Origin of the sequence: Nostoc sp. EspVER01, assembly GCF_034530635.1 — a bacterium.
GTDB lineage: Bacteria > Cyanobacteriota > Cyanobacteriia > Cyanobacteriales > Nostocaceae > Nostoc.
Genome location: NZ_JAVRCS010000007.1, coordinates 1 through 18,624, shown reverse-complemented (window position 1 = coordinate 18,624; position 18,624 = coordinate 1). Strand labels below are relative to the sequence as shown.

General features: G+C 42.5%; 13 protein-coding genes and 1 pseudogene. 9 read left to right on the top strand and 5 right to left on the bottom strand.

Annotated features, from left to right (window positions below):
* Positions 1–8: 8 nt before the first annotated feature.
* The 3 genes from RMX69_RS08155 (at position 9) to RMX69_RS08145 (ending at position 6,861) form a co-directional block, all read left to right on the top strand.
* The gene (locus RMX69_RS08155) at positions 9–4,739 is read left to right on the top strand and encodes a PAS domain S-box protein (RefSeq protein WP_322637132.1); all 4,731 of its coding nucleotides are present in this window, start codon (positions 9–11) and stop codon (positions 4,737–4,739) included.
* On the top strand, positions 4,736–6,385 hold the full coding sequence (locus RMX69_RS08150; protein WP_322637131.1) for a response regulator: 1,650 nt from the start codon (positions 4,736–4,738) through the stop codon (positions 6,383–6,385). Before RMX69_RS08155 ends, RMX69_RS08150 begins: the two co-directional genes overlap by 4 nt.
* 116 nt (positions 6,386–6,501) lie before the next feature.
* Positions 6,502–6,861: a VOC family protein gene (locus RMX69_RS08145; RefSeq protein WP_322637223.1), complete on the top strand. Its 360-nt coding sequence runs from the start codon at positions 6,502–6,504 to the stop codon at positions 6,859–6,861.
* Between the two features lie 188 nt (positions 6,862–7,049).
* Here RMX69_RS08145 and RMX69_RS08140 read toward each other — a convergent pair whose 3' ends face one another.
* Positions 7,050–8,243, bottom strand: coding sequence for a Coenzyme F420 hydrogenase/dehydrogenase, beta subunit C-terminal domain (locus tag RMX69_RS08140; RefSeq protein WP_322637130.1), 1,194 nt, complete (start codon positions 8,241–8,243; stop codon positions 7,050–7,052).
* A 472-nt stretch (positions 8,244–8,715) separates the two neighbouring features.
* Positions 8,716–9,690 (bottom strand): DNA polymerase III subunit delta', encoded by a 975-nt coding sequence (locus RMX69_RS08135; protein WP_322637129.1) that lies wholly within the window; start codon positions 9,688–9,690, stop codon positions 8,716–8,718.
* A gap of 537 nt (positions 9,691–10,227) precedes the next feature.
* Here RMX69_RS08135 and RMX69_RS08130 point away from each other — a divergent pair.
* Positions 10,228–11,790: an NAD(P)/FAD-dependent oxidoreductase gene (locus tag RMX69_RS08130; protein ID WP_322637128.1), complete on the top strand. Its 1,563-nt coding sequence runs from the start codon at positions 10,228–10,230 to the stop codon at positions 11,788–11,790.
* Positions 11,791–11,880: 90 nt separating this feature from the next.
* Here the strand turns inward: RMX69_RS08130 and RMX69_RS08125 are convergent, their stop codons facing one another.
* The gene (locus RMX69_RS08125) at positions 11,881–12,294 is read right to left on the bottom strand and encodes a hypothetical protein (RefSeq protein WP_190240786.1); all 414 of its coding nucleotides are present in this window, start codon (positions 12,292–12,294) and stop codon (positions 11,881–11,883) included.
* 332 nt (positions 12,295–12,626) lie between these two features.
* Between RMX69_RS08125 and RMX69_RS08120 the strand changes: the two are divergent.
* From RMX69_RS08120 to RMX69_RS08100, 5 genes and pseudogenes are all read left to right on the top strand, one after another.
* Positions 12,627–13,160 (top strand): annotated as a pseudogene (locus tag RMX69_RS08120) (PadR family transcriptional regulator); the annotation flags it as partial.
* A 126-nt stretch (positions 13,161–13,286) separates the two neighbouring features.
* Positions 13,287–14,144 carry a sugar kinase gene (locus RMX69_RS08115; RefSeq protein WP_322637127.1) on the top strand — a complete coding sequence of 286 codons (858 nt, stop codon included), beginning with the start codon at positions 13,287–13,289 and terminating at the stop codon, positions 14,142–14,144.
* A gap of 172 nt (positions 14,145–14,316) precedes the next feature.
* Positions 14,317–15,177, top strand: a complete 861-nt coding sequence (locus tag RMX69_RS08110; RefSeq protein ID WP_322637126.1) for a 3'(2'),5'-bisphosphate nucleotidase CysQ — start codon at positions 14,317–14,319, stop codon at positions 15,175–15,177.
* A 392-nt stretch (positions 15,178–15,569) separates the two neighbouring features.
* A complete protein-coding gene (locus tag RMX69_RS08105) occupies positions 15,570–15,881 on the top strand; it encodes an RNA recognition motif domain-containing protein (RefSeq protein ID WP_181932305.1) in 312 nt (103 codons plus the stop codon).
* Positions 15,882–16,076: 195 nt separating this feature from the next.
* Positions 16,077–16,799 (top strand): hypothetical protein, encoded by a 723-nt coding sequence (locus RMX69_RS08100; protein ID WP_289796478.1) that lies wholly within the window; start codon positions 16,077–16,079, stop codon positions 16,797–16,799.
* 80 nt (positions 16,800–16,879) lie between these two features.
* Here the strand turns inward: RMX69_RS08100 and RMX69_RS08095 are convergent, their stop codons facing one another.
* A complete protein-coding gene (locus tag RMX69_RS08095) occupies positions 16,880–17,767 on the bottom strand; it encodes a hypothetical protein (RefSeq protein WP_289796477.1) in 888 nt (295 codons plus the stop codon).
* Between the two features lie 48 nt (positions 17,768–17,815).
* Positions 17,816–18,325 carry a hypothetical protein gene (locus RMX69_RS08090; RefSeq protein WP_322637125.1) on the bottom strand — a complete coding sequence of 170 codons (510 nt, stop codon included), beginning with the start codon at positions 18,323–18,325 and terminating at the stop codon, positions 17,816–17,818.
* Between the last annotated feature and the right edge of the window lie 299 nt (positions 18,326–18,624).

Genomic DNA, 18,624 nt, shown 5'->3' with positions numbered 1-18,624 from the left:
CCGACAACATGACAACTGTATTTTTTGTAGAAGACTCTGCTGAAGATAGAGCTTTGTATCGACGCTTCTTAGAGCGGGACGATCGCTACACTTATGATATTTATGAATTTGAGTCTGGAAATAAGGCCTTACAAGCTTGTCAAGCAAAAATACCAGATGTGATTTTGTTGGACTATCGATTACCAGATTTAGACGGGCTGGAATTTCTCACTCAGCTACAGAGGCAAACTTATAACAACCAAACTTCAGTAATTATATTGACTGGACAGGGAGACGAAACGATCGCAGTCCAAGCGATCAAGAGTGGGGCGCAAGATTATCTAGTCAAGGGAAAATTGACCTCTGATAATTTACGTCGAGCGGTTCATGGGGCGATCGAGCAGATGCAGCTAATGCGGCAGCTAAAACAACAACAGGAAAAACAAAAGTTAGTAGGAGCGATCGCTCTTAATATTCGCCAATCGTTGAAGCTTGAAGATATCCTTGCCACGAGTGTTCAAGAAGTCCGCCAATTACTGGGTGCCGATCGAGTACTGCTGTATCAATTTACGCCACAAATGCGGGGTAACATCGTCGCGGAGTCGGTATTACCCCAATGGACACCAATCTTAGGACTGGAGATTGAAGATACCTGTTTTCAGGAAAATCAGGGAGGAGAATATCGCCGAGGAAAAATTTGGGCAGCCACAAACATCTACGAAGCAGGTTTAAGTGATTGCCATATTCAACTTTTGGAACAGTTTCAGGTGAAGGCGAATTTAGTTGTCCCGATTTTGTTAGAGAGCAAGGAGACTCAAACAGTTGAACTTTGGGGACTATTTATAGCACATCAATGTTCTGCCCCGCGACAATGGCAAAAATTTGAGGTGGAATTGCTCAAGCAACTGACAGTGCAACTAGCGATCGCTATCCAACAAGCCGAACTCTACCACAATCTCCAAATCCTCAACACCGAGTTAGAAGCCAAGGTACAAGAACGCACTGCCAAATTGCACCAAAGCGATCGCCGTTTTTGCGCCATCTTCAATAACACTTTCCAGTTCATAGGACTGCTAACGCCAGCTGGCATTTTACTGGAGGCGAACCAGACGGCGCTAAATTTTGCCGGACTGAAGCTTAAAGATGTTATCAATCGCCCTTTTTGGGAAGCACACTGGTGGACGATTTCACCGCAAACTCAAGCAGAATTAAAACAAGCGATCGCTCGTGCAGCTCAAGGAGAGTTTATCCGCTATGAAGTTGATGTTCTCGGTGCAAATAATCAGGTAGCAACAATCGATTTTTCACTCCGTCCGGTTTTAAACGAGACAGGTCAAGTTGTTTTGTTGATTCCAGAAGGGCGAGATATTACCGAACTCAAACAGGCTAAAGAAAAACTCCAACAAAGTGAAGCACTGCTAGCCACTACTCAACAAATCGCCCATGTAGGCAGTTGGGAATTGAATTTAGAAACCAAAAAGCGCTCTTGGTCAATGGAAACCTTTCGCATCTCTGGTCTAAATCCCACTCAAGGCGAACCCGACCAAGCGGAATTTCTCCAAATAATTCATCCCGATGATCGCGCCTTGGTCAAGGACCAACTCGAAAAGATGATGTCTACCAAGGGCAACGCCTACGCCCCAATAACACCTTTCAATCTTGAGTATCGAATTATCCGACCTGATGGTTCGGTGCGGTACGTTGAGTCGAAAGCAGAGATAGCTTATGACGCTCAAGGGCAGCCATTTAAGCTATTGGGAGCGGTTATAGATATTACAGAACGCAAACAAACCGAGTTAGAAATCATCCGTAGTCGTGACCTGCTAGAAGCTGTTTATAACGAATCCGCTGATGCACTTTTTTTGGTAGATGTCAAAACATTACTGATCGCTGACTGTAACGATCGAGCAGTGGAGCTATTTGCAGCCTCTAGTAAAGCCGAATTAATTAACATTAAAGGTAACACTCTGCAAAAACAACCGTTCACTTCCGATGAGATTGCCACCTTTATGGAAGAAATTAACCAGCAAGGGTTTTGGAGTCGAGAAGTTGAATACATGACTAAGCAGGGCAATTTATTTTGGGGAAGCATCGCAGCCAAACAAATTACGGTCGCTGGTACTGTGATGCAACTAGTACGAATCACGGATATTACTGCCCGGAAGTATGGTGAACAAGAGCAGCAACGGGCAGAAATAGCTCTCCGAGAAAGCGAGGAACGACTACAATTAGCCCTTGAGGCTTCTGGGGATGGTTTGTGGGACTGGAATATTTTGACTGGAGAGGTGTATTACAGCCCTCGCTATTTAGAAATGCTGGGATACCGCTTTGACGAACTCCCACAGAATTTCAGTACTTGGAAGCGATTAGCTCATCCAGACGATCTACCTTGGGTGGAGAACATCTTAACAGATCACCTCAAGGATAGTTCAACACCGTACAAATTTGACTATCGACTCCAAACTAAGTCAGGCGAATGCAAATGGATTGCCAACTACGGCAAGGTTGTGATGCGAGATGTAAATGGTAATCCTCTGCGAATGACTGGTACTCATCGGGATATCAGCGAGCAACAAGCTGCGCTACGCGAACACAAACAAGCCGAAGCAGCCTTAGCCAAAAGTGAAGAACAACTGAGACTAACGTTGGAATTTAATCACATCGGTCTTTGGGACTGGAATGTTCAAACAGGCGAAGTTATCTGGAACGACAACCATTATCGTTTGTTAGGTTTAGAGCCAGAAATATCAGCAGCCAGCTATCAATTATGGCGCGATCGCGTGCATCCAGAGGATGTTGACCGAATCGAACAGGCTGTATCAAATGCACTGGCACAACATATTAATTTTCAAGGTGAATATCGAGTGATTTTTCCCGATGGCAGGGTTCACTGGCTCACGGGGAAAGGACGTGGCGTTTACAACGAAGCAGGCGAATCTGTACGGATGTTAGGAGTAATTATTGATATAAGTGAACGGAAACAAGCAGAAGCAGCTTTGCAAGAAAGTGAAGCCCGATTCCAGGCATTTATGAACAACAGCCCAGTGCTAGCTTGGATAACTGATACAGATGGGCGTGTACTTTACTTAAATCAAACATACCTGCGGACATTTAAATTACTACCCGAACAGGTGATTGGGCAATCTATTTCTGACCTCTACCCAGATGAAATTGCTCGGCAGCATTTCGATCACATTCGCACAGTCATAGAGACAAATCAGGTAATTGAGGCAATTGAAGTCGCTCCTCGACCAGACGGTTCCCTTGGTGAGTTCTTGGTATACAAATTCCCGATTCTCGGATTGTCTGCCCAAAAGCTAGTGGGTAGGGTGGCAATTGACATCACAGAACGCAAGATTCTAGAGCGAGAACTAGCTCACAAGCAAAAGTTATTGGATACCTTCATCAATAATGCACCTGTTGGGATAACCATTCTCGATCAGGAACTGCGTTATTCATTGATTAATGAAGCATTAGCAGAAATTAATGGCATTCCCGCAGCAGAGCATATTGGCAAGACAACGTGGGAGATTGTCCCTGATATAGCACGGAACCAAGATCAAGCCTTTCGACAGGTCTTAACAACGGGTGAACCGATTCTGGATTTGGAAGTCAGGGGAGAAACCCCAAAATTTCCGGGTGTAATTAGGACTTGGCTAGCTTCCTATTTTCCGATTCAGTCTGAAGCTGATGAACCTATGAGCATGGGCATTGTAGTAGTTGAAATCAGCGATCGCAAACGCGCTGAACAAATGTTAGAGTTACAGGCAGTTATTACCCGCAACATGGCTGAGGGAATTTGCCTAGTTCGTGCTACAGATGGCGTGTTTGTCTACGCCAATCCTAAATTCGACCAGATGTTTGGCTATGAGCCTGGTGAATTAATCGGTCAGCATGTGTCAATTGTCAACTACGGTGATAAGCATCATACACCTAAAGATGTTAGTCAGGCGATTTGTGCTGCTATTTTGGAACACCGTGAAGCAATTTATGAAGTCCACAATATTAAAAAAGATGGCACTCCATTCTGGTGTAGCGCTACCGCTTCCGTTTTTGAACATCCTGAGTATGGAAGCGTCCTTGTGGCTATCCAACAAGATATCACCGAGCAAAAGCAAGCGGAGGAAAAAATCAAAGCCTCTCTAAAAGAAAAAGAGGTATTACTCAAAGAAATTCATCATCGTGTTAAGAACAATTTAGGAATTGTCAGCAGTTTGCTACAAATGCAATGCAGACGAACACAAGATCCTGTGGTGACAGCTATTTTGCGCGATAGCCAAAACCGCATTGCTTCTATTGCCTTAGTTCATGAAAAACTATACCGTTCTGAAGACCTCGCTGATATTGATTTCGCTCAATACATTCCAGATTTAACAACTCATTTATTTGATTCCTATAATGTCAGTTCCAGCCAGATTAAACTAAATATTCAAGTTGATAATGCTAGCCTAGACATCGAAACCGCCATTCCTTGCGGCTTAATTATCAATGAACTGGTTTCCAATGCATTGAAATACGCCTTTGTTGGTAATATTGAGGGCAAAATTGAGGTTAAGTTTTATCAAGAATCCGAATCTACTTTGACACTCATTATTAGAGATAATGGTGTTGGCTTACCTGAAAACTTTGATAGTAAGAAAACTAAGACAATAGGCATAACACTTGTCCAGGGTTTAGTCAAGCAGCTAAGAGGAAAACTTGAAATTGACTCTCAACAGGGAACAGAGTTCAAAATTACTTTTACAAACAGCCGGACATGAACATAATTGACATCTCATCAAACACGCAGACAAAAGAGACAGTTCGAGTCCTTGTTGTTGAAGATGAATATATCCTTGCTATCAACTTACAAGAAACTTTAGAGTCTTTAGGATATGTTGTTTTAGATATTGCCGATTCTGCCGAAGAAGCAATTGCAAAAGCAACGGAATTACGCCCAAACTTGATTTTGATGGATATCAGGTTACGGGGTGAAATGGACGGCATCCAGGCAGCGGAGCAAATTTGGCATCATTTGCAGATTCCGATTATCTACGTCACCGGGCACTCTGATAAAAGCACTGTCGAACGAGCAACTCTGACATCCCCCTTTGGATATATTCTCAAACCCATTAAAGAACAAGAACTTTACGTTGCCATTCAAAGCGCCTTAAATCGCTACGATCGCGATCAATTTTTAAGTTCTGTGCTTCGAGGAATGGGCGATGGGGTAATTGTAGTTGATACTGAATTAAATATTAAATACATCAATCAGGTAGCTGAAACCCTAACAGGGTGGCAATGGAATGAAGCTAAAGACAAGACGTTAACTGAAGTTATCAAAATCATTGATGAACAAACTCAGCTCCCGATAGAAAATCCAATCATCGCAGCCCTCCAACAAGAAACTACTATATATTTAGGCGGTGGCGTCCTACTAGTTGCTAGAGACGGGATAACTATACCAATAGCTGATAGCGCTACTCCCCTCAGAAATAGCAGTGGTGTAATTACAGGAGCCGTATTTGTTTTGCGAGATGACACGCAACGACGGTTAACCGAAGAACGTAATCTCGCAGCTGAACGTGCCCAACAACTAGAAATTCGTGTGGCAGAACTTCAACGCCTGAACCAATTAAAAGAGGATTTTCTGGCAACCACTTCTCATGAAATGCGAACGCCCTTGTCAAACATCAAAATGGCAATCTCTGTGCTAGAAAATATTCTCGATCAACAGGGTATCTTAAATTCAAACACACTTTCTCCATCTGAATCTGTAGCCCGCTATTTAGGTATTGTGCGCGAACAGTGCGAACAAGAACTGGATTTGGTAGACAATTTGCTGCATCTACGAATGATTGATGCAGATGTCTATCCATTGGAATTAACATCAATTCAACTCCAAAACTGGCTGCCTCACATTGCCGAGTATTTTCAAGAACGCGCTAAAGCTAGAGAACAGTCTTTGCAAGTTAGTGTTTCTCCAAATTTACCACCTTTAGTTTCAGACTTGGCTAGCCTGACTGAAATTGTCTCAGAATTACTCAACAATGCTTGTAAATACACTCCGCCTGATGGACAGATTGTGTTAAAAGTTCAGCTAATTTATATCACAAAAAGTCCGAGCTATGAGGATGCTAAATCAGGTGTATTACATAATTTTCAAGTTCCTTATTTTCAAATCACAATTAGCAATTCTGGGGTGATAATTCCGAAAAAAGAACAATCTCGAATTTTTGAGCCGTTTTACCGGATTCCTGAAAACGATGCCTACGGCAACCCGAAACGGGAACGCTGGCAACAGAGCGGCACAGGATTAGGTTTAACATTGGTTAAGAAGTTAATAGAATATCTCCAAGGCACGATTGAAGTTACCAGTTCTCAGGGCTGGACAACGTTTACAGTTCAACTGCCTTTAAGTTTGTAATGGTATTTGTCATTTGTCATTAGACGTTGGTTATTAATGCTTCCTGCCACCCTCACCTTCCGAAAAAGTTCAAACTACGCCAAAATCTAAATAAACGCGATCGCATCTTACCGACAATGCAGATTACCCAAAGTCTCCATACAGCGATTCTTGTGACTGACTTAGAACGCTCTGAATATTTTTATGGCAAAGTATTGGGATTATCCAAAATAGATCGTTCCCTAAACTACCCTGGTGCATGGTATCAAGTCGGTGACTATCAAATTCACCTGATAGTTGCAACCAATGTCCCCACGGAAAACCCAAACGAAAAATGGGGACGTAATCCCCACGTCGCCTTCACAGTAGCCGACTTAGACGCCGCCAAACAGGAATTTCTCAATCATAATTATCCCATTCAAGCTAGCGCCTCTGGTCGCGCTGCCCTGTTCACTCAAGACCCAGATGGGAATGTTATCGAGTTGAGTCAGCAGTAGACCTTTTGCAAAAGTGCTTTTTGCAAGAGAGGGGAAAAGGGTAAAGGTTAAAGGGGAAAGGGAAAATAACAAACCTTTCCCCTGCCCCTTATCCCGACAAATGCCAAGAAGTCTAGTGAGGAGTGAAGAAGGGAATAGGGTACAGGTTACAGGGTACAAATTATTTTCTATCACCTTTCCCCTTTCCCCTATTCTGGTAATTTATATTGTCCAACAATACGCTTGGCAAACTCTGGAACGTGCGCTTCTAATTTCTCTGGATGATTGCGCTTCACATATAAATAATTCCGAGTAAAGTGAGAATCAATGGAAAATCGCGCATATTCTAGACCCTTGGGGCCGATTTTTTCGATTACCACACCCATCAGTTTTGCTGCCCACATCGGCAGAGTTACGCCTTTATCGTAAGCGGGAATACTTTGTTGTACGGCTTCTTTCCGGTTGCCTTTAGACGTTACTGGTTGGGTATCTAACTGGTCTTTCACTAAATCCAGCATTTCCTTACCAGTATCATTTCTAACTACAATCCATTGCCAACCGAAGGGTGCGCCCATGTAACCAACAACTAAGTCGGCTAGGGAGTTGACGTAATCAAAGCAACTCATACAGGATGGGGCAAAGACATCTTTGAGTTTGTTGGTCTTCAAGCCAAAGAAAGGCACTGTTTCTGATGATCCATCTTCATGTTTGAAGTGAACCCGAAAGTCTTGCATAAATTCGTAATGCACAACTGTGTCAGGCGATCGGCTGGTGGTTTCTAAGAATTTTTGCAATCCGGCGCGGTTAACGTTATCTACGCAGGGCGTACCTAAAACATACAGCTTTTCTAAACCAAGTTGTTTTTCTACGGCTCGTAATGCCTGGATTTGGCAACCAACACCAATTACCAACAGCCGCTTCATTCCCGATTTTTCCACCTGTTCTAATATGGAAAGGTTTGGAGAAAGGGTTGGTTTATTTACCCGCGCTGCTAGTATTTCTTCTGGGGTACGGGCAATGACGGGCATGGGTTGAAAGCGGTCTTCTTTGGTGTTTTGCACGCAGACTACACCTTCAACTAAGCCGCTATTAAGCATTTCAATGGCAATGCTGCTCACAATACCTGTCCATTGTGCGCCTTCGATGGGCTGCTGTTTCTTCGCAGCTATCATGTCTTGATGAACACCAAAGTAGAGTTCATCGGGGTTTTCGAGATGGCGCGATCGCGTGTGTGTTTCAACTTCTAGTTCGCCTATTTGCTGATTAATAAAAGCGCAAGCTTCCTTGACATAGTGAATATAGTATGTATCGCATAGTCCGCACTCGCTACAGAGTTCCTTTGCAGGGCGGCGGCTGGTAGGTTTTAAGGCTCTGGCTTTTTTGTGAGGAGAAACTGAGGTCATATAAACTTTTTGTTTTATCCAGGAATCGCTTTTATTACAATACCTTCACTCGCTATGAACTTGACGATAGACGATGAAGAAGACATTGTAATATTTTGAAACGCAGAGGGACGCAAAGTAAACGCATAGGCGCTTCTCTACGAGACGCTACGCATAGCTTGCTTCCACGAAGTGGTACGCTTTCCCACAGGGTAGGAACGCAGAGTTTTGCCTAATTTCTTTCGCTACGAATTAATTAAATATTGTTTTGATAAGGAATTATAGAAATACAATCTCATATCATGTCCGCGTAATTAGTTATGCTAACCGCAGTCATTACACCCCACACGCCAGTCGCTCATGGGGGAAACCCCCAAGACCGCGCTGGCTCCCCTTAATCCCCTCCCCGCAAGCGGGGAGGGGAGACAAAGCGTAGCTTTGGCGGGGTGGGGTTCTTCGGGTTTAATAAGCAATCAAGCGGACATGATATCACTCAGCGATGAGTAGGAGAAATAGAATTTGATTTTTGATACACGGATAAAAGCAGACATTCCCAAACTAGACGTGGTTGAGCGTAAGCAAGCAAGTATTTTCGAGATTGTTCTAGCTGGTTAATGATACTAGGTTGATGCCATTGCTGCCAGTAAAATTGCTGAAGATAATCAACTAACCACAGTTGCGCTTCTGTATCTAAATCCTTATCAATTTTTTTGGCTAACTCTAAGGCGTTACGGTAAGATTTAGGCGCTTTTTTCAAGTCTTCGAGTAACTCACGGGGAATTGCTTGTAATTGTTCATAAGATGCGATCGCACTTCCAGCACTACCAGCTGCTATGCTCAATACTGCCTGATTTTGTAAAATTTCCTGATGGCCTGTTTGTGTGAGTACAACAGCCAAAGACTCTGCATCTAACCGATAAAAAGGAATACGTTGACAGCGTGATACCAAAGTCGGCAACACAGATTCAGGTGTCGGTGCAATTAAAATTAATGTCGCCTGTCCCGGTTCTTCCAAGGTTTTAAGTAAAGCATTCGCTGCGGCTTCTGCCATTGTTTGCGCTTCTTCCAGCACTACCACATTCCTCGGCGCTTCCAAAGGCGGACGACCTAAAAACTCGGTAATTTCCCGAATTTGCTCTAGTCTAATTACAGGTGGTGCTTTACGCTTGAGTCCTTTTTCGGCTGCTTCTGCTGCTGTTAATCGTTGTCCCTGGTATTGGTATGTTGGTTGCACCCACAATAAAGCTGGATGGTTCCCTTGACACAAACGGTTTTGCAAAGATGCAGTGACTTCCATGCCACTAGAAAATAGCAATTCCACAAAGCATCTGGCTGCTAAACTCCTGCCTACACCATCTGGCCCCACAAATAAGTAGGCTGGAGGAACCCGGTTTTGTCTGACAGCCTGAGTGAGTAATTCTACAGCTTGCTGTTGTCCGATAACTGGTGCAAATGGATCGTTAGTCATTAATTATTAGTTAGGAGTTAGGAGTTAGGAATTAGGAGTTATTATTTTTTATTTGCTTCTCTATATAGTTTTAGCTAATTAATACTTTAGTAAGTTTTTATGAAGAAAAGCAACCATTTTCAAACAAGTTTTGATAGTTTAAATAAAATTAATACATAAAGGATAAAAAGCAAGGGCTTAAAGTCTTAAATTATCGCCTGCTAACTATCTGCAAGCTTCAACAGGGATTTTAAGCTAGTTTTTTTTGCGGTTACTTTAAATTAAATCAGTGAACACTTAACATCCTTCAGGGCATCTAAATGTTAGTGAAGTTGTTGGCAAAATTGCCGCAGCTAAATATCAGAATATTTTGTGAAGGTGCAATTATTACTATCAGCGATAAAAATATTTGCACCTTCTCTCGAAGGGTTTCTCTAGCAATTTTCATTGAATGAAAACTGCTAGCTGAAGAAGCGCTGAGTATTTTGGCATTTCTACTGGTAAAAACAGCGATAAAAGACCATAACACCGAAATCAAGATTGCCAAAGGAGACTGAGATGGAAATCTTCGATTATGTGATACTGGGAGCCGGATTGGGCGGACTTTCGGCCGCAGCCTGTTTAACTCGACAAGGTTATCGGGTAGCAGTTCTAGAACAACATTATTTACCTGGTGGATGTTGTCACACCTTTGATTACGGGGAATATAGTTTTTGTGCTGACGTACATTACATTTCTCAATGTGGTTCTGGTCAGACTATAGGTAAATTTCTCGACTATCTTAATCAAGATGTACCCCTTAATAGCCTCGATCCTGACTGTATCGATCGAGTTATTACACCAGAGGCAGATTTCAAAATTCCTTTGGGATGGGAAAATTTGCGATCACGTTTACTCTCCACATTTCCAGAAGAAGCTAATGCTATTAACCGTTACTGCAATGAAATTCAGCAACTCCACCAAGAAATTCGCAGCCTAGTGCAGGAAGTACACTGGTTCGATCGGAAGTTGTCTGACTGGTTAAAATTACCAAAATATTTGAATTTATTTTTAAAGCGCAATTGGACTCTACAAGATTTGTATAACCACGTCGGGTTATCGCCTAAACTACAAGCATTGTTGGCAGGACAAAGTGGCGACTATGCACTACCACCAGAAGAAATTGCGCTACTCACGCACACTTCCCTAACTTGGGACTACTCAGAAGGTGCTTATTATCCTAAACATCACTTCAAACACTTTGTTAACACCATTGCAAACGTCATTACCGCAGGTGGAGGTGTAATCAAATACTCAACTCCGGTAAGCCATATTCAAGTTAGCAACCATAATGTCCATAGTGTCATTGCCGATGGTATAAGCTATTGTGCCAACAAAGCTTATATCAGCGACCTCGACCCCAAATTAACAGTGGAGTTGATGCATGATTCTGAAGCTTTGAGTCACAAAGAGCATCAACGTCTAACCAGTTACGAATACTCAGCCAGTGCTTTCAATATCTACTTGGGTTTAGATAGCCGTTTCGATCCTCAACGTTATGGCATCGGTAATTGGAATATTTGGTATTATCCCACAGGCGACCTGAATAGAGAATATCAACAACAATTGGCAGGTAACTTCAGTCATCCGTGGATTTTCCTCTCTTGTCCAACGATGAAATCTAGCGAACCAGGGATGGGGCCAAAAGGACATCACGTTTTAGAGATTGCGACTGTCTGTTCTTATAAACCATTTGAAAATCTGCACAAAACTAATCTAAAAGCCTATAAAGCCAAAAAGCGAGAAGTTTATCAGCAGATGATGACAAGTGTGCGAGATTTGATTCCAGATGTGGACAACTACGCCCGGATGAAAGTTTACGGCACACCTACCACCAGCGAATTTTATCTAGGACAGCCGCAGGGTAATATTTACGGTGCGAAATTAATTCCCAAACAGGTTGGTTTAAATCGTTTGGGATATACGACAGAGTTATCTAACCTATTTTTCGTCGGAGCAAGTGCCGGATATCCGAGTGTACCAGGTGTGATTGGGAATGGGATGGATGTTGTAGAACTGCTAACAGGGAAATCGGTATGGCATAAAGCTGAAATACCTCAGCCTTTGGTGGCAGTTAGTTGATGAGTGCCCAAGTGCTGAGTACGATTCTTACTTTTGTACTCAGCACTGTTTGGATGAAAAGTGCTGAGTGCTGAATTAGTAAATTAGCAATCAAACCTTAGACGTGAGGAATCTGGATATCTCCGCGTGTGCCAACACAGCACCAGGTTCGCGCTGGAGAGCGTTGTAATACTTTCTCTCGAAGGTATTACCCGTCTCTAACGGTACAATAAGTGTACGGACATCAGCAATCAATTTTTGGAAATCGTCCAGTAATATCGGTTCGTCTGCTTGGAGCATTTCATCAACTTGCACAACCATCTCAGAAATGCGATGTAGCCAAGCAAATTGTTCGTGAGCGATGACTAGCTGAAGAAGTTCTCCACTTGATACTCGTCCACTAATCTGTTCGTAGGCAATGCGTTCTGTCTCCAGCAACATCTTGTGAAGGTCGAGTAATTTGTTTCGTAAATCACGCAGATATTGATGCTGACGTATTCTTTGTGTAAGTGTGTTAGAAGTCAATGTTACTTATCCTCTCGTTACAATAGTCTTCAATGGCTTAAATAATTTCTAAGCATTGAGAATTGGGCATTGGGATTAGGGAAGAGGTGACAGGTAACAGGTGATAGGGATCTGTACCCTGTAACCTTTAACCTATTCCCTTCTTCTCCTCCATACCCTTGTGAATGGAGTTTTTTATGTATTTGGTTTCCTTGCTAAGAAGCATTATAATGAGCATGTCTTTTATAAACGTCATGTCTTATATTTGATTAATCATATATTAACATAAAATTATAAGAGCTACATAGTGTAGAACCGAGCGAGAAAGTATCAATTATGGGAAAACCATCTTCATGTCGCTAGCAAATGTAATTTTAGGTCTTCTTCAGCAGCAAGAAATGACGGGCTACGACCTCAAAACGAGCTGCTTCGATCAATGCATTGCCCATTTATGGCCAGCAGATCAGGCACAAATTTACAGAACTCTCGATAAGCTAGTTGAGCAAGGCTGGATTACCTGTAACATTGAGATTCAACACGATCGCCCCAACCGCAAAGTCTACAGTGTGACGGAGCCAGGGAAAGCCGAATTTAGCCGATGGCTAGGGATTCATCAGCCCTTACCGACTATCAGAGAACCTTTACTCGTGCAGTTGCATTTTGCAGATCAGTTATCGAATGAAACCATCATTCACCTACTAGAGCAACAATTGGCGGCTCGAAGCAAAAAGCTGGCTGAATGTGAAACCATCGATTTACCATCACTGAGTGATGAATCTGCCAACCGAAAGCAGGTGATGCAAAGGCTGGTGCTGGAGTTGGTAATCCAAAGAGAAGAGACTTATATTGATTGGTTGAAGACAGCAATCGAAGTTGTCAGTCGCCAAGAGCCATATCCATTTCCCAAGAAAGAATTCAGGAGTCAGGAAGTCACTGAGCGACTTGCCTTGAGCGAAGTCGAAAGGAGTCGAAGCGAGCCAGAATTCAGAATTGAATTTTGAACGAAAGAGCAGATGAATCGTGGATTATTTGTAGGTTTAGTAACTTTAGATTTGATTTACCTTGCTGACTCTGCCCCTAAGAATAATCAAAAGATTGTCGCTACTGACTATACTGTAGCGGCAGGGGGGCCAGCAACAAACGCGGCTGTAACTTTCAATTATTTGGCAAATCAGGCTATTGTCTTAGGTGTAGTAGGTTCTCACCCAATGACGCAGCTCATTCGAGATGACTTGGCAAATTATAAAGTTGCGATCGCAGACCTTGAGCCTAACACTGATTTAGTACCGCCTGTATCTTCGATTATTGTCACTCAAGCCACAGGTGAACGCGCTGTGGTTTCGATCAATGCTGTCAAAACTCAAGCTGGCAGCGCATCTATCCCGCCAGATATTTTGCAGAATATCGATATAGTACTGATTGATGGACATCAGATGGCGGTTGGTGATTCCATCGTTCAAATGGCTAAAGCCAAGAATATCCCAGTGGTAATCGATGGTGGTAGTTGGAAGCCGGGATTTGAGCAAATTCTACCATTTGTAGATTATGCAATCTGTTCAGCTAATTTTTATCCCCCCAACTGCCAAAGTGGAGAAGACGTTTTTAGCTATCTCAGTGGATTTGACATTCCTCACATCGCCATTACCCACGGACAAGAACCAATTGAATACTTGAGTGGCACTAAAACTGGTATCGTAGATGTGCCGCAGATTCAAGCAGTTGATACGTTAGGGGCTGGAGATATTTTCCACGGTGCTTTTTGTCATTACATTTTAAGGGAAAGCTTTACTGATGCACTGGCACTGGCAGCTAATATTGCTGCTGATTCCTGTAAATTTTTTGGTACTCGGCGCTGGATGGATTTAAGATAATTCGTAATACTTCGGCTCCCTTCTCTACGAGAGGCTGCGCCAACGGCTTCGCGGTAGTTGAGCGTAGTCGAAACTCAGGGCAAGACGCTCAGTACAAGTTCGTAATTAGTTAAACTAAGTATCGCTGTGCGTCCCTAATCACGTTATGCATATTTTTAGATAGGCCAAATTAATGAAAGATTTACAAGAAATATTAGCGATCGCTCGTGAGGTAGGTTGGGGCGCAGCAGAGATACTGCGATCGTATTACGACGGCACAGCAAAAGACCCTAACTTAGAAATTCAATATAAACAAAATGAGCCTGTCACCGTTGCCGATGTAGCTGTGAGTCAATACATTTTGCAGAGGCTACAAGCAACTTTGGGTAACGAAGATTTTGCTTACATCAGCGAAGAAACTTATCAATCGTCAAGTAGTGGTAGAAAGGCTTCTGCCCCTTGGGTATGGATAATTGACCCTTTGGATGGCACACGAGATTTTATCGAAAAAACTGGAGACTATGCAGTTCACATTGCTTTAGTCAAGGAAACACGCCCAGTGTTGGCAGTGGTGGCAGTACCAGAGGCTCAAAAGTTATATTACGCTACCAAAGGCGGGGGTACATTTGTAGAAACCCGTGATGGTTCTGTTTCTTTACAAGTGTCTTCAGGTAAACGAATTGAGGATTTAACCTTAGTCGTTAGTCGCTCTCACCGCAACCAACGGTTAGATCATCTGCTACAAAATTTACCCTGTCAAAATCAGAAATCTGTGGGTAGTGTAGGCTGCAAAATCGCCACTATTGTTGAGCAACAGGCAGATATCTACATTTCCCTTTCCGGCAAGTCTGCGCCCAAAGATTGGGATATAGCCGCTCCAGAATTGATTTTAACAGAAGCCGGTGGTCAGTTTACTCACTTCGATGGCACGCCGTTGCAGTATAACACTGGTGATATCAATCAATGGGGAGGTTTGCTAGCTAGTAATGGTGAATATCACGAAGTACTGTGTAAGAAAGCAGAATGTATCTTAGCGCAATTTGACCATAGCTAATAGTGCATTTGAGAATGAATATTTTTTAAATTTCTTTTAAGATAGTTAATCATGGTATGATTAGCACAATCACCGAAATCTTTACTCTTTAGTCCACAGCTTAATTTTCAAAACACTAAATACCTAGGCGATCGCAAGTTAATTACGATTTCCGATTAAAAGTGTAACTTTAATATAGTACAAGCAAAAAAAGCCAGTCTTTAGAAAGTCTGCAAACCGTCTTTAAAGGTTTGATTTGTGAATAAAATTCACTATCAGGCAATATTCAAAGGCTGAAGGCTGTGCTACACTCATGGACATAAAGATTATTTTCGGTTGAGTAACTCGTTTTGATTTCTAAAAACCGTCTCTCCGAATTTAACTCTCTACACTCCCTGAATTCGGAGATTTCTATGTCAATTTACGTCGGAAACCTGTCCTATCAGGTTACAGAAGAGGACCTAAAGCAGGCTTTTGCAGAATACGGAACAGTAAATCGTGTTCAACTACCCACAGATCGGGAAACAGGCCGGCCGCGTGGGTTCGCTTTTGTGGAAATGGAATCAGACACACAAGAACAAGCTGCCATAGATGCACTTGACGGTGCTGAGTGGATGGGACGTGATTTGAAAGTGAACAAAGCTAAACCTCGTGAGGAAAGAAGCGGTTCTCCTCGTGGTAGCTGGGGTGGCGGTAATGCCCGCCGCAACAATAATCGCTACTAAGTCAATTCGTTAAAGTTTCACATCTAGAGTCTCCAGCAGAATAAAGCCTTTGGCTTTATTCTGCTGGAATATTTTATTTGGTATCTAACCTTGAAGTATTCATCCACATGTATTCTTCCTCTATCTCCATACCTATAAAGTTAAAGTATTGTAGATATTATTAGCCTGCAATCCCTGGCTCTGGATTTTGAAAAAATGTTACGACTTTATCATTTATTACTAGGCTCTATTTTGCTGGTGTCAATACCGATAGGAGCCAAATTTGTTCTACCCCAATTTTCTCCACCCAAAGTAGTAAAAGCTCCTACCGTTGCCAAACTTCCCAACTCTAATCAGGGAAATATCTGGCAGAAAATCCTGGGAAGTGCTGCTGCTCCAACTAACTGGCAAGTTACTCCCTGTGAAGGAAATGCACCTCTGTTGTGTGTCTCCTCCCAAGGAAAACGTTTGGGTACAGTTGAGATTAACATTTACCCACTAGCAAACAATGAAGATTTCCGAAAAAAACTCTTAGCAGCTGGTATTCCAACTACTTCCCAAGTAAACTACCAAAATTCCAAGTACCAAACCCAGGTTTTACCAGTACTTAAGACTTGGGTTGTAGATCACTACGCTGCGTTTGCGAAAGATCGTCAGGGTAAATATGGAAAACAGATTACATTCTCAGCTTACCCACCGCAATCAGTACCCATTGGTAAGCTTCAAGGAATCCGCTATGGGTTTGCCGGATTTAAGCAACAAGGTGGAGTACAAGAGCAACATATCGGTCATGTTGCCTTTGATGGCAGTAAACTTTACGTAATTACTACTGCATTTGACACAGGTACGCAAACAGGTACTTTTGATAAACTGGAAAACTTGGCTATTTTTCAACCTTACTTGTATGCGATGGCAGCAGATTTGCATTTACCCCAATAGGCCTTGGGTTAGGAGGTTACAGGTAATAGGGAATAATTTGTCCCCTGTAACCTTGTAACCTTCTTCAATCACTCATCAACCTAAATCTCAGCCACCGCGCGTTCAATCAAGCGATGTGCTAAAGTTTGCGTCCCAGTGTGTTCATAATAATTTGTTGCTACATCCAGGAATGCTGCGAGGTAGTCCAACTTGTCATCAGCAATATCGGTAAAACTTTGCAAGTTGTGGACAACCTTTTGCGGCGTTAAATTATTGGCGCTAACCAACCCACTCATCCAACCTTTAACAGAGTCAAAGCTTTCGCCGATAAAGTTAAGTTTACTGCCAGCATTGTTCCCTGGAATCACATCTTTGATGTTTTGGAAAGTCGAGTTTTGTTCTAACTCCTGTGGATTTGTTTGATTCAGCCCAGATATCGCTTTGCTGATAAAATCTGGGCCCAAAGGTATCAAACCATCAACGCAAACTAACGCCACCATGCGGATCAGTGACTCACCACTATACTCTCCTAAAGAGGCGACAAAATCCCCAATACTGTCTCCCGGAATGCCGTTAATTTGACAGAAGGCTACCAACTCAGCCACTAATTTTAATGTCAAATCAATGGTTTGGGCTTTATCTGGTTTGGGAGTGACAGAGTTTAAAAAACCCAACAGAGGAATTTTTTCGCCGACTTTGTTAGCTAAAGCTGCTGCACCAAGCGCTTTATCGGTATTATCAACAGTTTGATATAACCACAAGGCTCTTTGGTATCCTTGGGATTTATCGTTAAATAGATAAATCGCTCTTTCGCCAATTTGCTGAATTAAATCTTCGTCGTCTTCGCCAGTGACTTTCTTGATAGTGTTGACAAAGCCGACGGTATTTTGCCACTCTCCAGGAGCAACAAAATCGAGAGACTTCAACATAGAAACAGTCAAGCCGCCAGTTGGCAATTGATCAACCAACTCAACAATCGATTTGCTCACAAAAATCTCCTTATTTAGGTTTTATGATCTGAATGTTAGTAGTGGAAATCATTTCAGGTTAGCCAAACCATTAAGATTAAACTTCTCTAACCAATCTTCGCGATCGCTAGCTGTAAATGATGAATCACGAGAAAGTGCTTTTACTTGGTACTTACCTACCAAAATTGCAGTTTGCGTTTTACCAACTTCTACTGCGGGATAACCGCCAATTTTTTTAGTGCTTTTCGAGAACTTTGCCGCTGCACTGGGTGTGCTAGTGGTATCAGAAATAGACAGCACCGCTATATCTTTACCGCCTTTTTTCAACTTTGCTTCCGCAAAGCCTTTTTTCTCTTGGGTATAGACGCGTTGGTAGCCATCACCAGCTTTTGGGAAAAGTTTATTAAATTCGCTACCCTGAGTTGCGGTTTTAGCTACCGATTGACCGCTTTTTTGTTGAGTGCTTTCTTTTTGTGCCTGGTCAAAACGTCCAGGTGTTTTTGGACTACAGGCTGTTGTCAGTAGTACCACTGACAGCAACAAAGCGGCTACTACCCTACGCCCACGGTGTAAAATCATTTTTGGCTTCTCCTTATACTTGAGCTTTGAGGCTATTATCTACGCTGCTAGCAATTATTACTCGTTATGACCCGTTATTAATTGTAAAATTTACTTTTTGATATTATTTCCTAAGTTCTCAACTATAACGATCATTTTTGCACTTTAAATTAACGTAGCAATTAACCCAATGCAAAAACGCCCCCCCTTTTGGGAGAGCGTCTTTTATTTATAGAAAATCGTGAAGAGCGTATCTCAGATTATGATTAACCGTTGATAGCAGGAGCAGTAAGAGCAACAGGAGCAGAATCGCCAGCAGC

Bases quoted from the DNA above. Each gene is read 5' to 3' on its own strand.
- RMX69_RS08105 (WP_181932305.1), top strand. From the start codon at position 15,570: ATGTCAATTTACGTCGGAAACCTGTCCTATCAGGTTACAGAAGAGGAC.
- RMX69_RS08150 (WP_322637131.1), top strand. From the start codon at position 4,736: ATGAACATAATTGACATCTCATCAAACACGCAGACAAAAGAGACAGTT.
- RMX69_RS08115 (WP_322637127.1), top strand. From the start codon at position 13,287: ATGAATCGTGGATTATTTGTAGGTTTAGTAACTTTAGATTTGATTTAC.
- RMX69_RS08100 (WP_289796478.1), top strand. From the start codon at position 16,077: ATGTTACGACTTTATCATTTATTACTAGGCTCTATTTTGCTGGTGTCA.
- RMX69_RS08090 (WP_322637125.1), bottom strand. From the start codon at position 18,325: ATGATTTTACACCGTGGGCGTAGGGTAGTAGCCGCTTTGTTGCTGTCA.
- RMX69_RS08130 (WP_322637128.1), top strand. From the start codon at position 10,228: ATGGAAATCTTCGATTATGTGATACTGGGAGCCGGATTGGGCGGACTT.
- RMX69_RS08145 (WP_322637223.1), top strand. From the start codon at position 6,502: ATGCAGATTACCCAAAGTCTCCATACAGCGATTCTTGTGACTGACTTA.
- RMX69_RS08110 (WP_322637126.1), top strand. From the start codon at position 14,317: ATGAAAGATTTACAAGAAATATTAGCGATCGCTCGTGAGGTAGGTTGG.
- RMX69_RS08155 (WP_322637132.1), top strand. From the start codon at position 9: ATGACAACTGTATTTTTTGTAGAAGACTCTGCTGAAGATAGAGCTTTG.
- RMX69_RS08140 (WP_322637130.1), bottom strand. From the start codon at position 8,243: ATGACCTCAGTTTCTCCTCACAAAAAAGCCAGAGCCTTAAAACCTACC.
- RMX69_RS08135 (WP_322637129.1), bottom strand. From the start codon at position 9,690: ATGACTAACGATCCATTTGCACCAGTTATCGGACAACAGCAAGCTGTA.